Genomic DNA, 11,016 nt, shown 5'->3' with positions numbered 1-11,016 from the left:
TCCAACCACACCGCGACGGCCCAACTCGACGACCACCAAGCGTGATGAGGCGGCCGGAACGATCACGCTCCGATTACCAACTGAATGTTTGCGTCGCTGCCGGTGCAGCTCGACAAGCAGCCGGTGCGCCAGCTCGAACTCGACGTGATGCCCGACAGCGACCGGGGCGGGCTCTACACCAACCCGCTGATCCGCCAGAAGGCCGGGCTGCCACCGCTCGACGACCCCGGGCTCGCGGGCCCCGGCCTCAAGGTCATGCACTGGGCAGACCACGACTACAACACGACGTGCTCGACGCTGGTGAAGTGCCTGCGACAGGTGAAGACCTGGTCGGACGCGAATCCGAACCATGTGCCGATCCCGATCCTGCTGGAGCTCAAGGCGACGGACCCGAAGCTGGAGCAGCTCGGAGGCCCGAAAAGCCCGCCTTGGGATGCGAAGCAGTTCGACCGGCTCGACGCCGAGATCCGCTCGGTGTTCAACGCCGACGAGCTCATCACGCCGAACACGATTCGCCGCCGGGGCCTGACGCTCGAGGAGTCCGTACTGCGCTACGGCTGGCCGAGCCTGGCACAGGCGCGCGGCAAGTTTGTGTTCCTGATGGACAACAAGGACGCCAAGCTGCAGGCTCCCTACCTCGACGGTCGGCCGAATCTCGAAGGCCGTGTGCTGTTCACGGACTCCGCCCCTGGCCGCGCTGACGCCGCATTCCTCGAGGAGAACGACCCAACCGGCGCGAACACCGCGAAGATCCAGGACTGGGTGCCTTTTCGAAGCGAAGTGGATCCACCCGTGTGAGATCTCCGAGGGCGGGCACGCGAACGTCGGAGAGGGAAACGCCGCGTCTGATCGACGGCGAAATTCAGATTCCTCGCAACCCGTACTCAATGAAGGAGCTATTCATGAGCAACATTTGGGGATACCAGCCGACCACGGGCTACACCGCGGGCACGGACCTGACCGGTTACAAGGTCGAGGCGACCGACGGAAGCATCGGCAAGGTCGACAAGCACTCCGATGAGGTCGGCTCCTCCTGCATCGTGGTCGACACCGGCGTCTGGATCTTCGGTAAGCACGTACTGCTGCCTGCCGGAACCATCACCCTCATCGACGCCTCGGAGAGGAAGATCCACGTCTCGCGCACCAAGGCCGAGATCAAGGACTCACCCGAGTTCGACAAGGACAAGCACCTCGGCGACCCGGGCTATCACGACGCGGTCGGTGACTACTATGACGCCCCCCGCGTCTGACACGAGCGCATGAAGCGCGAGGCCGGGGCGGACCAGGGATTCCCGGTCCGCCCCGGCATATCCGCGCCGAACCGGGAATGGGAAGGCGGAACACCAGTGTGCGGGGTCCGTTCGGCGCCGACAGGCCCGCTCGGCGGTGATTGCATCGGGATCCTCCAGCGTCCGCCGTAGGGGCGGTGGCCTTGACGGCGGCGGCGCCGTGTCTCCGACGCCGCGGACCCGGACGGCGTCCGTGCAGCCGTGGGCGGTATATGAGGTCACGCCGAAGTCCCGGACCACCCGGGCAGGGTGGACTTTCGGGCAGCGCTCCGACATCCTGTGCGGACCTTGATCGCGGTTCGGCTTTGATCCGCGAGTCCGTCCTTGCCTCCGTCCGCGAGTCCGTCCTTCGTGCACAAGGGGAACTCTCATGAGCTCATCCCGCCTGCCCTCCCGCCGGATCGCCGTGATCTGCGCGGCCGTCGCGCTTGCACTCCCGCTCAGTGCCTGTAGCAGCAGCGATGACGGGGCGACCGTCAAAGGTGCCAAGCTGATCAAGTCCGGCCAGATAACCACCTGTACGCACTTGCCGTACGCACCCTTCCAGTCCGAGAAGGACGGAGAGGTGGTCGGTTTCGATGTCTCGATGATCGATCTGGTCGCCGAGGACCTGGGTGTGAAGCAGGAAGTCGTGGACAAGTCGTTCGAGACGATCAAGACCGGTGCCGACCTCAATGCCAGTGTCTGTGACGTGGCAGCCGCCGGCATGACGATCACCGACGAGCGCAAGCAGAATCTGGACTTCTCCGTCCCGTATTTCGACGCCACCCAGGCCCTGTTGGCCCGCAAGGGCGTCAAGGCGGCGACCGTCGAGGACATCACCGAGCAGAAGCTCAAGCTCGGTTCCCAGTCCTCCACCACCGGCGAGGACTTCGCCCATGAGCACGGTGCCGACCCGCAGTCCTTCGAGAGCTCCGATGCCGAGCTCAACGGACTGCGTACCGGCCAGGTCGATGTCATCGTGCAGGACTACCCGGTCGTGCAGAACTGGCTCAAGGACCCCGCCAACTCGGCCAAGTTCGAGATCGTGGGCAATCTCGACACCGGTGAGCAGTACGGCTTCGCGGTCCGCAAGGGTGGCAACCCCAAGCTTCTCGCGGCGATCAACCAGGCCATCAAGGACGCGAAGTCCGACGGCACGTACAAGAAGCTGTACGAGCAGTGGATCGGGCCCATGCCGAAGGGTGCCGACGCCCAGTGACCGCCCTGATCACCGGTAAGGACCGGGAGGAGACGGCTGCGCGGCCCCGGATGTCGCCGCGCCGCTGGCGCCGTATCTCCCGCGGGGTGCAGTACGCCGTCTTCGTGGTCGCCGTGGTGGTCGTGGGCGCGCTGGCCGACTGGCAGCAGCTCCAGGAGCAGTTTCTGGACCTGTCGGTCGCCCAGCGGCTCTTCCCCGAACTCATCACGGTCGCGCTGCTGAACACCGTGGTGTACACGCTGACCGGCTTCGGCGTCGGACTCGTACTGGGCCTCGTAGTGGCCCTGATGCGGCTGTCGTCCGTTGCGCCGTACCGCTGGCTCGCGATGGCGTACATCGAGTTCTTCCGCGGCCTGCCCGCCCTGCTGATCTTCATCTTCGTCGGGGTGGGTGTCCCGCTCGCCTTCCCGGGGATCGTCTTCCCCGGCCAGACGTACGGGCAGGTCGCCTGCGCCCTCGGTCTGGTCTCCGCCGCGTACATGGCGGAGACCATCCGGGCGGGCATCCAGGCCGTGCCGCGCGGGCAGCTGGAGGCGGCGCGCACGCTGGGCATGTCGCACGCCACTGCGATGCGGTCGATCGTGATCCCTCAGGCCTTCCGGATCATCGTGCCGCCGCTCACCAACGAAATGGTCCTGCTCTTCAAGGACTCCTCGCTGGTGCTCTTCCTGGGCGTCACGCTTCAGCAGCGTGAACTCACCAAATTCGGACGCGACTTGGCCAGTACGACGGCCAACACCACCCCCATTTTCGTCGCGGGCCTGTGCTACCTCCTGGTCACTGTCCCGCTCGGCTATCTCGTACGGCGCCTCGAGGCCCGTCATGCACAGGCGAGGTGATTCACGGGATGGCGGACATGACTGCGGCGATCGAGATCCAGGGGCTCCACAAGTCGTTCGGCGACGTCGAAGTGCTGCGTGGTATTGACTTCACGGTCGCGCCCGGCGAGGTCGTATGCGTCGTCGGCCCCTCGGGATCGGGGAAGTCGACCCTGCTTCGCTGTGTGAATCTGCTGGAGGAGCCGACCAGCGGCACGGTCACCGTCGGCGGTGTCGACATGACCGATCCGGACATCGATCTGGATGCGATGCGCCGCCGCATCGGCATGGTCTTCCAGCAGTTCAACCTCTTTCCTCATCTGAACGTCCTGGACAACCTGACGATCGCTCAGCGCAGGGTTCTCGGACGCGGCAGGGAAGAAGCCGGCCGCATCGCCGGGGAGAACCTCGCCAAAGTCGGCCTGGCCGACCGCGAGGACAGCTTCCCCTCCCAGCTCTCCGGCGGCCAGCAGCAGCGTGTGGCCATCGCGCGGGCCCTGTCGATGGGACCCGGGCTGATGCTCTTCGACGAGCCGACCAGCGCGCTCGACCCCGAACTCGTGGGCGACGTACTGGGGGCCATGCGCACCCTCGCCGACGAAGGCATGACGATGCTGGTCGTCACCCACGAGATGGGCTTCGCCCGCGACGTCGCCGACCGCGTGGTCTTCATGGACGACGGCCGAGTGGTGGAGGAGGGCGCCCCGGAGGATGTACTGGCCCGGCCGGAGCACCCCCGGACCAAGGCCTTCCTCGCCCGGGTCCTGCACCCGGACACCGTGCAGCCCAAGGCCTGAAACATTCGGCTGTCCCGCGTTCACGCGGCCACCTCGCCGGCGCGCAATTGCCGGCGTTTGCGCGAACGGGACGAATAGCGGCGCACCGGACACACGAGCCTCTCCCGGGCTGCTCCGGTCCCACGAGATCGGGTAGGACACCGTGGGCCGCAGCCGTGCCGCCGGGGCCGTGTGCCGGCCCGGGACACTGCACCGGCTACACCGTAGAAGCCGGCTCAGGTAACTCGCTCTTCCCGCCGGCACTGTTCGGGGCGCCGCAGATCACGGCCCGGTGCCCCAACGACCGGAGAAATCGCCAGGAGTGAGCCCGTACGGGCGCAGTGACACCACCGCCGGACGGTCGTCGAGCCGGTCGGCCGCACCAGAATCTCGTGAACCCCAGGCTCCTTCGAGCCCGGGGGTTCACGTCGCTGTCGGTCCAGCGTCTCAACACCTCGCCACCGCGCCCGCCCAGGGTCGCCATTCATGGCGATGAGCTGCCACATCCACGTTACGGAGAGCTTTTCCGGCTCGGGTGAAGCCGGTTGCTCAAGCCTCTCATCAGCGGTCCGTCGACGCCTCCGGCCCGGTGTCTGCCGGGCGGTGCGGCACGCGCTACGCGCCGCGGCCCACCGACACGTCGCCTGCTTCCCGACGCTCAGGGACATCGGCACGCTCGGAGACGTCGGCCAGGAAGTCCCGGGTGCCTTCCGGGTCTATGAGCCGGCTCAGCCTGCTCGGCACGGCCAGGCCGATCAGCACGATCACGACGAGTGTGAGCGGAAGGTGTGGCCGGAGCCGGTCAGGCGGGGAGCAGGCCGGCCTCGACCAGGTGACGGCGCACGTACGCGAACGCCTCGGCGTCCAGCGGGACCTGGGGCGCCGCCGTCGCCGGGCAGTCGATGAGGCCCTGCAGATGGACGGCCGCCTTGAAGGCGCCGAGCGCGGAGGACGAACCGCCCATGACGGCCGGGTCGCCCGCGTCAGTGATCGCGAACAGTGCGGCGAGCCGGTCCTGCTCGGCGCGGGCGGTGTCCCAGTCGCCGGCGCGTGCGGCTTCGTAGAGCCGCACGTAGCCCTGCGCGTCGACATTGCCGAGGCCGGGCACGACGCCGTCGACGCCGGCCAGCAGGGCGGCGTCCACGGTGAGCTCGGAGCCGGTGAGCACCGAGAAGCCCGGTGCGGCTGCGCGCAGGGGCGCCAGGAGACGGCGCAGCGATCCCTCGTCGCCGCTGGAGTCCTTGAGCCCGGCGAGCGTGCCGTCCGCGGCCAGGGCGAGCACCGTCTCGCGCGGCAGCTCGGTATGCACGGCGACCGGGATGTCGTACGCGAACAGGGGCAGATCGGCGCCGGAGCGCATGCGCCGGAAGTGGTCGGCGATCTCGACCGGGTGGGTGCGGGTGTAGAACGGCGCGGTCGCCACGAGAGCGTCGGCGCCCGCCCTGACCGCGTCCTTGGCCCGCTCCAGGACCCGCGCCGTCGTCGTCTCGATGACACCGGCGAGTACGGGCACCCGGCCGGCCGCCGCGTCGACCGCAGCTTCCAGAGCCGTGAGCCGCTGGGCGTCGGTCAGATAGGCGGTCTCGCCGCTGGAACCGAGCAGGAACAGGCCGTGCACTCCGGCGCCGACGAGATGCTCGGCAAGGCGGTGCACGGACGGGACGTCGACCTCGCCCGTGGGCGTGAGCGGGGTGACGAGGGGCGGAACGACGCCGCGTAGAGGGGCGGGAAAGGCGGTGCGGAAAGACATTGCGATGTGTCCGAGCGTTCGAAGGTGACGGGCGTGGAGTGGGGACGTAGGATGTCCCATGTTCATCGTGACAGTGCGCCACGATCGAGCCCATGTCAAGGTTCTTCCGGTCTCGGAGTCGCGCGCAGATCCGAGAATTACAGACATCACAGCCATACAGGCACTAGAGGAACCGCAGGAGGCCGTGCATGCGAGCCCTGGTCGCGGACGACGCCCAGCAGAAGATCAAGGCGCTCATCGTCGAGCGCGGGCTCGGCCCGGGAGATCCGCTGCCGACCGAGACCGAGCTGATGGCGATGTTCGGCGTCAGCCGCAACTCGCTGCGCGAGGCCCTCAAATCGCTGCAGGCGATGCACATCATCGAGATCCGGCGTGGCTTCGGCACATACATCGGTTCGATGTCACTGGAACCGCTGATCGACGGGCTCGCGTTCCGCACCGTCGTCGGGCACCGCAGAGGACAGGACAGCCTGCTCGAACTCCTGCAGCTGCGCGAGGCGCTGGAGGCCGGCCTGATGAGCAGCCTCGCCGGGAACCTCGACGACGAGGACCTGGCCGCGCTCGACGGACTCGTACGGCGCATGCACGAGGAGGTCGCCGAGCAGGGCGCGATAGCCGCCGCCACCGACCGGGCCTTCCACCTCGCCCTGTACGGCTCACTCGACAACCGGCTGCTCAGCGAGCTGCTCGATGCCTTCTGGAGCGCCTTCCACCAGTCGCGCGCGCAGGACACCGGGCAGGCCGCGGACGGCTCCGAACTGGCGCGGACCCACGGCCGCATCGTTGACGCGCTGCACGCCGGGGACGCGGAGGCCGCGACGGCTGCAGTGCACCAGCACTTCGACGACATCCGCGGCCGGCTGAGCAACCGCTGATCATCAGGGGCGCCGGATACGGTCGCGGATCTTCAGGACGATCGCATCGATCATCACCATCGCGCAGGTACGGCCCAGTGGCCGGTTGCGTCGGCATCCCACTCCATATGCAGCGGATACGCACCTGACGTTCGTGATGCAACGCAACCGATGCCGGGTTTCGCCGATCGCCACCAGCCCGTCGGCGGACAACGGGATGCACCGACGGCAGGGCACCGTGGCAGAACATCCGGCACGGCCGGTCGCTCTCATGGGATGCATGGCGCGTCTTGTCGAGCCTTCCGCTAAGGGTGCAGCACGACCTTCGTGTAGCCCTCGATCCGCTGGTCGAACTTGTCGTACGCCGACGACGCCTGGTCCAGAGGCAGTTCATGCGAGACGACGAAGCTCGGCGTCGCCCGGCCTTCGATGATCATGTCGCGCAGGTACCGGTTGTACCGCTTCACGTTGCACTGCCCCGTACCCATCCGCAGGCCCTTCTCGAAGAGCTTGCCGATCGCGACGAGAAGCATGCCGTGCTTGGCCTGCTCGTCAGGACCTCCGGGGTCGGCCGGGACGTAGAGCCCGGGCACGCCGAGCGCTCCGGTGGCCCGGACCGTGCCGACGAGCGAGTTCAGGACGGTCGCCGGTTCCTCGCGGTCCGTGCCGTGCGCCGTCGCCTGGTAGCCGACGGCGTCCACGCCCTTGTCCGTGCCGACGCCCTCGGTCTGCTCCTTGATCTGCTCCACGGGATCGCCCTCGGCGAAGTTGATCGGAACCGCACCGATCTCTCGGGCCTTCTCCAGCCGCTCGGGGACCCGGTCCACGACGAACACCTTCTTCGCGCCGCGCAGCAGGGCCGAGTAGGCGGCCATGAGCCCGACCGGGCCGCCGCCGTACACGGCGACGCTCTCGCCAGGGCGCACCTGGGCGAGTTCACAGCCGTGGTAGCCGGTGGGGAAGATGTCGGCGAGCAGCATGAAGTCGGTCTCCTGCTCGTTTCCCGGCGGCAGCTTCAGGCAGTTGAAGTCGGCGTAGGGAACACGCAGGTATTCCGCCTGGCCACCCGGCCAGGGCCCCATGGCAACGTAGCCGTAAGCGCCGCCCGCGAAGCCGGGATTGACGGTCTGACAGAATCCGGTGAATCCCTCGACGCAATTGGTGCAGAATCCGCAGGCGACGTTGAAGGGCATGACCACGCGGTCGCCCTCTTTGAGCGAGGTGATGCCCTGGCCGATTTCCTCGATGATTCCCATATTCTCGTGGCCGAAGACGATGCCGGGCTCAGCCGCGGTACGACCCTCGTACATGTGCAGGTCGGAGCCACAGATTGCGGTCGAGGTGATCCGTACGATCACGTCGTTCGGGTGCTGAATCGTGGGCTTTTCAACGTCTTCGACCGCCACAGTGAATGGCCCCTTGTACACGACGGCTTTCATGACTGCCACCTCCGCTCGGCGATGCACGCACGTTTTCCGCCCCCAGCCCCGCGGTATTTCACGTGACCCATCTCTCATGATTCTCCGGCCTACCCCAACGGACAACCCGGTAATCTCGGGAGAAATACCCACCCAAGTGTCACACCGAGAAATGGAAAAGGAGGGCGAGGAGTGGCAGCACAACGGCTCGGGACCCTGCTCGTCCCGGTACCTGGCCTGTCCGGTACCACGTACCCGCCCGGAACGACGGTGACGGTCCGCGGTCGCGGCGCGACTGTCGATGCCTTCGTCAACGGCGACTGGCTACCGCTGTCGTGGTGGGAGTTCTCCGACGGCCTCCGCGAGGACATCGCCGACCGCTGACCCCGGGGCGCGAAACGGTGGTCTGCGCAGGCGCCCGGGGCCTCTCCTTGAACATGTCAGCCACGCTTGTGACTCGCGCGGGCGAACGCAACGGCGCTGCCGCCGGTGCGTCGGCTGCGGGACTTCTCCGCCCGCCAGAAGCGCTCGAAGACGTGGGGCAGGTCTTCGGCGGCGATACCGCTGCCCGTGTCCTGCACCGTGAGCACCACCACGTCGCCGTCCGGCCGGGCGGTGAGCGTGACCGTGCCGTGCGCGGGGGTGTGCCTCAGCGCGTTCGAGACGAGGTTGCCCAGGGTCTGGCGCATGCGCACCGGATCGGCGTCGAGCCAGAGACCGGGCTCGGTCCGACTGCGCAGCTGGATGTCCGCGGCGTCAACCCGGCTGCGGTGGGCGGACACCACCTGGGCGACGAGTTCGTCCCCGCGTACCGGTTCGCGGTGCGGGTTCAGGGTGCCGGCGTCGACCGCGGCGAGGTCCTGCAGATCGTCGACGCCTTCACGACCCTCGCCAAGGCCGGCCGCTTCATCGGCACGTACACCCCGGAGAACGGCTCCACGGTCGGCGTGGGGATGCCGGTCTCGTTCACCTTCGACAAGGCGATCACCGACAAGAAGGCCGTCGAGTCCGGCATCGAGGTCAGCTCCAGCAGTGGGCAGCAGGTCGTCGGCCACTGGTTCGGCGCGCGACGTCTCGATTTCCGCCCGCAGGAATACCGGGAGGCCGGCTGGAGGCCGCCGAGATCTTCTGGGTGTCCACGGTGCGACCCGACGGCCGGCTGCACGTCACTCCCGTGATCCCGCCTGGCACGACGGGGTGCTGTACTTCTCCACCGGCCCGGGCGAGCAGAAAGCGAGGAACCTCGCTCATGACGGGCACTGCGCGCTGACCACCGGCGAAAATTCACTCACCGAGGGACTCGACCTCGTGGTCGAGGGCGAGGCGGAGCCGGTTGTCGATCCGGCGGTGCTGGAAGAGGTGATCGCGGCGTACGAGAAGAAGTACGGGGCGCACATCACCTCGCCCGAGGGCACCTTCCACGGGATCGGGGACGCGTTCCGGAAGGGGGACGCGGTGGTGTTCGCGGTGGCCCCGGCCACGGCGTACGGCTTCGGCCGGGACGGCGGGGTCTATACCCACACCCGGTGGGCGTTCTGAGCGACGGGGCCGCCCCCCCTGGTGAGGGAGCGGCCCGTTCGCGTTCTGCTGTGCGTGTGCCTGTGGTCAGCCGACCGGCTTGGCCTCGACGAAGCCGTCGAGGTCACGCAGGATGGCGGCCTTCGGCTTGGCGCCGACGATGGTCCTGGCGACCTCGCCGTTCCGGTACACGTTCAGCGTCGGGATGGACATGACGCCGTACTTGGCGGCCGTGGCCGGGTTCTCGTCGATGTTGAGCTTGACGATCTCGATCTGGTCGCCGTACTCGGCGGCGATGGCCTCCAGCGACGGGGCGATCTGACGGCAGGGGCCGCACCAGGCAGCCCAGAAGTCCACCAGGACGGGCTTGTCGCTCTGCAGAACCTCGGCGTCGAAATCTGCGTCGGTGACGTTCTTCACGGTGCCGGCCACAGCGGCCTCCTTCTTCCGGGGGGGTGGGGTGTGGGGTGTGTCAGCCCTCGTCGGGCGTCAGCCGCAGCGAGATGCTGTTGATGCAGTACCGCTGGTCGGTCGGGGTGGGAAAGCCCTCACCTTCAAACACGTGCCCGAGATGCGATCCGCACCGGGCGCACCGGACCTCGGTCTGCACCGTGCCGTACGACCGGTCTTCGGCCAGCTCGACGGCGTCCGTGTCCTTCGGGTCGAAGAAGGACGGCCAGCCGCAGCCGGAGTGAAATTTCTCCGTGGCGGTGAAGAGTTCGGCGCCGCAGGCACGGCATGAGTAGACGCCCTTGGTCTCGGTGTCGGTGTACTCGCCGGTGAACGGCCTCTCCGTGGCAGCGCGGCGCAGAACCTGGTATTCGGCAGGGGTCAGCTCCGCGCGCCATTGCTCGTCCGGCTTTTCGATGTCGTACGCCATGAGGCTCAGCCCCTCGTAGGTGGTGGGAAGAGGGGTGCGGGAAGGGCGGTCGCCTCGCGGCGGAGGGCACTGCAGGGCTTCAGCCGAACGATCTTCCACTGCAGGCATGTGGTTGGGCCCGGGGACATCATCCCTTCCCGCACCCACATGTGAATGAACCTTCAAGCAAAGCGGAGTGTTCCCGCCACCCCGGCGTGACCTGAACCACAGCAGCCCCGCCCCCTCGGATGAAGGGGCGCTCCGGTCGCTCCGCCCGGGTCTCCGCCTGGTGGATGGCCCAGGCCGCCCTGTTGACCGCCGGTCGGTGCAGGGGGGCGTGCATTCATGTGCGGTCGTCGTCGGTCCGCGCTGAGGCCGACGAGGTGACGTCCGGCGACTCGGCCGGCCAGTACTGTCGCGGCGTGACTCCTCCCCCTGGTAAGCGAGGGGGCTTCTCGCTATGCCTGGTTGGCGTCGCGATGGACCAGCCCGGCCCGTAGAACGTTCACGGCTCCCACCGTGTCCGCGTGCGC

General features: G+C 67.8%; 12 protein-coding genes and 3 pseudogenes. 9 read left to right on the top strand and 6 right to left on the bottom strand.

The window, feature by feature from the left end; genetic code table 11:
• The first annotated feature begins 84 nt into the window (after positions 1-84).
• The 5 genes from ABZV38_RS37475 to ABZV38_RS37455 all read left to right on the top strand — a co-directional run bounded on the left by ABZV38_RS37475 (position 85) and on the right by ABZV38_RS37455 (position 4,105).
• Positions 85-798 carry a Ca2+-dependent phosphoinositide-specific phospholipase C gene (locus ABZV38_RS37475; protein ID WP_356333060.1) on the top strand — a complete coding sequence of 238 codons (714 nt, stop codon included), beginning with the start codon at positions 85-87 and terminating at the stop codon, positions 796-798.
• A 104-nt stretch (positions 799-902) separates the two neighbouring features.
• Positions 903-1,250, top strand: a complete 348-nt coding sequence (locus ABZV38_RS37470; protein WP_356333058.1) for a PRC-barrel domain containing protein — start codon at positions 903-905, stop codon at positions 1,248-1,250.
• A gap of 409 nt (positions 1,251-1,659) precedes the next feature.
• The gene (locus tag ABZV38_RS37465) at positions 1,660-2,490 is read left to right on the top strand and encodes a transporter substrate-binding domain-containing protein (RefSeq protein ID WP_356333057.1); all 831 of its coding nucleotides are present in this window, start codon (positions 1,660-1,662) and stop codon (positions 2,488-2,490) included.
• A 50-nt stretch (positions 2,491-2,540) separates the two neighbouring features.
• On the top strand, positions 2,541-3,329 hold the full coding sequence (locus ABZV38_RS37460) for an amino acid ABC transporter permease (protein WP_356333062.1): 789 nt from the start codon (positions 2,541-2,543) through the stop codon (positions 3,327-3,329).
• Positions 3,330-3,337: 8 nt separating this feature from the next.
• Positions 3,338-4,105, top strand: a complete 768-nt coding sequence (locus ABZV38_RS37455; protein WP_356333055.1) for an amino acid ABC transporter ATP-binding protein — start codon at positions 3,338-3,340, stop codon at positions 4,103-4,105.
• A 594-nt stretch (positions 4,106-4,699) separates the two neighbouring features.
• Here ABZV38_RS37455 and ABZV38_RS37450 read toward each other — a convergent pair.
• Together ABZV38_RS37450 and ABZV38_RS37445 are read right to left on the bottom strand one after the other, a co-directional pair.
• The gene (locus ABZV38_RS37450; protein ID WP_356333053.1) at positions 4,700-4,852 is read right to left on the bottom strand and encodes a hypothetical protein; all 153 of its coding nucleotides are present in this window, start codon (positions 4,850-4,852) and stop codon (positions 4,700-4,702) included.
• Positions 4,853-4,886: 34 nt separating this feature from the next.
• Positions 4,887-5,834: a dihydrodipicolinate synthase family protein gene (locus ABZV38_RS37445; RefSeq protein ID WP_356333051.1), complete on the bottom strand. Its 948-nt coding sequence runs from the start codon at positions 5,832-5,834 to the stop codon at positions 4,887-4,889.
• A 188-nt stretch (positions 5,835-6,022) separates the two neighbouring features.
• Here ABZV38_RS37445 and ABZV38_RS37440 point away from each other — a divergent pair, with 188 nt between their 5' ends.
• Positions 6,023-6,709: an FCD domain-containing protein gene (locus ABZV38_RS37440; RefSeq protein WP_356333049.1), complete on the top strand. Its 687-nt coding sequence runs from the start codon at positions 6,023-6,025 to the stop codon at positions 6,707-6,709.
• 284 nt (positions 6,710-6,993) lie between these two features.
• On the opposite strand, the gene ABZV38_RS37435 is transcribed toward ABZV38_RS37440, so the two are convergent.
• Positions 6,994-8,127, bottom strand: a complete 1,134-nt coding sequence (locus tag ABZV38_RS37435; protein WP_356333047.1) for a glutathione-independent formaldehyde dehydrogenase — start codon at positions 8,125-8,127, stop codon at positions 6,994-6,996.
• A 171-nt stretch (positions 8,128-8,298) separates the two neighbouring features.
• Here ABZV38_RS37435 and ABZV38_RS37430 point away from each other — a divergent pair, with 171 nt between their 5' ends.
• Positions 8,299-8,490, top strand: a complete 192-nt coding sequence (locus tag ABZV38_RS37430) for a hypothetical protein (protein WP_030931808.1) — start codon at positions 8,299-8,301, stop codon at positions 8,488-8,490.
• A gap of 89 nt (positions 8,491-8,579) precedes the next feature.
• Here the strand turns inward: ABZV38_RS37430 and ABZV38_RS37425 are convergent.
• Positions 8,580-8,981 (bottom strand): annotated as a pseudogene (locus ABZV38_RS37425) (HAMP domain-containing sensor histidine kinase); the annotation flags it as partial.
• A gap of 3 nt (positions 8,982-8,984) precedes the next feature.
• On the opposite strand from ABZV38_RS37425, the pseudogene ABZV38_RS37420 reads away from it, so the two are divergent.
• Positions 8,985-9,215: pseudogene (locus tag ABZV38_RS37420) on the top strand (Ig-like domain-containing protein); the annotation flags it as partial.
• Positions 9,212-9,645: pseudogene (locus ABZV38_RS37415) on the top strand (pyridoxamine 5'-phosphate oxidase family protein); the annotation flags it as partial. The pseudogenes ABZV38_RS37420 and ABZV38_RS37415, both read left to right, overlap by 4 nt.
• Before the next feature lie 66 nt (positions 9,646-9,711).
• On the opposite strand, the gene trxA reads toward ABZV38_RS37415, so the two are convergent.
• Together trxA and msrB are read right to left on the bottom strand one after the other, a co-directional pair.
• The gene (gene trxA / locus ABZV38_RS37410; RefSeq protein WP_356333045.1) at positions 9,712-10,056 is read right to left on the bottom strand and encodes a thioredoxin; all 345 of its coding nucleotides are present in this window, start codon (positions 10,054-10,056) and stop codon (positions 9,712-9,714) included.
• A gap of 40 nt (positions 10,057-10,096) precedes the next feature.
• Positions 10,097-10,504, bottom strand: coding sequence for a peptide-methionine (R)-S-oxide reductase MsrB (gene msrB, locus ABZV38_RS37405; RefSeq protein WP_356333042.1), 408 nt, complete (start codon positions 10,502-10,504; stop codon positions 10,097-10,099).
• Positions 10,505-11,016: the final 512 nt, after the last annotated feature.

Origin of the sequence: Streptomyces sp. NPDC005181 (assembly GCF_040608395.1) — a bacterium.
In the GTDB taxonomy this organism is placed as follows: Bacteria; Actinomycetota; Actinomycetes; order Streptomycetales; family Streptomycetaceae; genus Streptomyces.
Note: the sequence above shows the minus strand (reverse complement) of the source record. Positions and strands in the feature narration are given on the sequence as shown.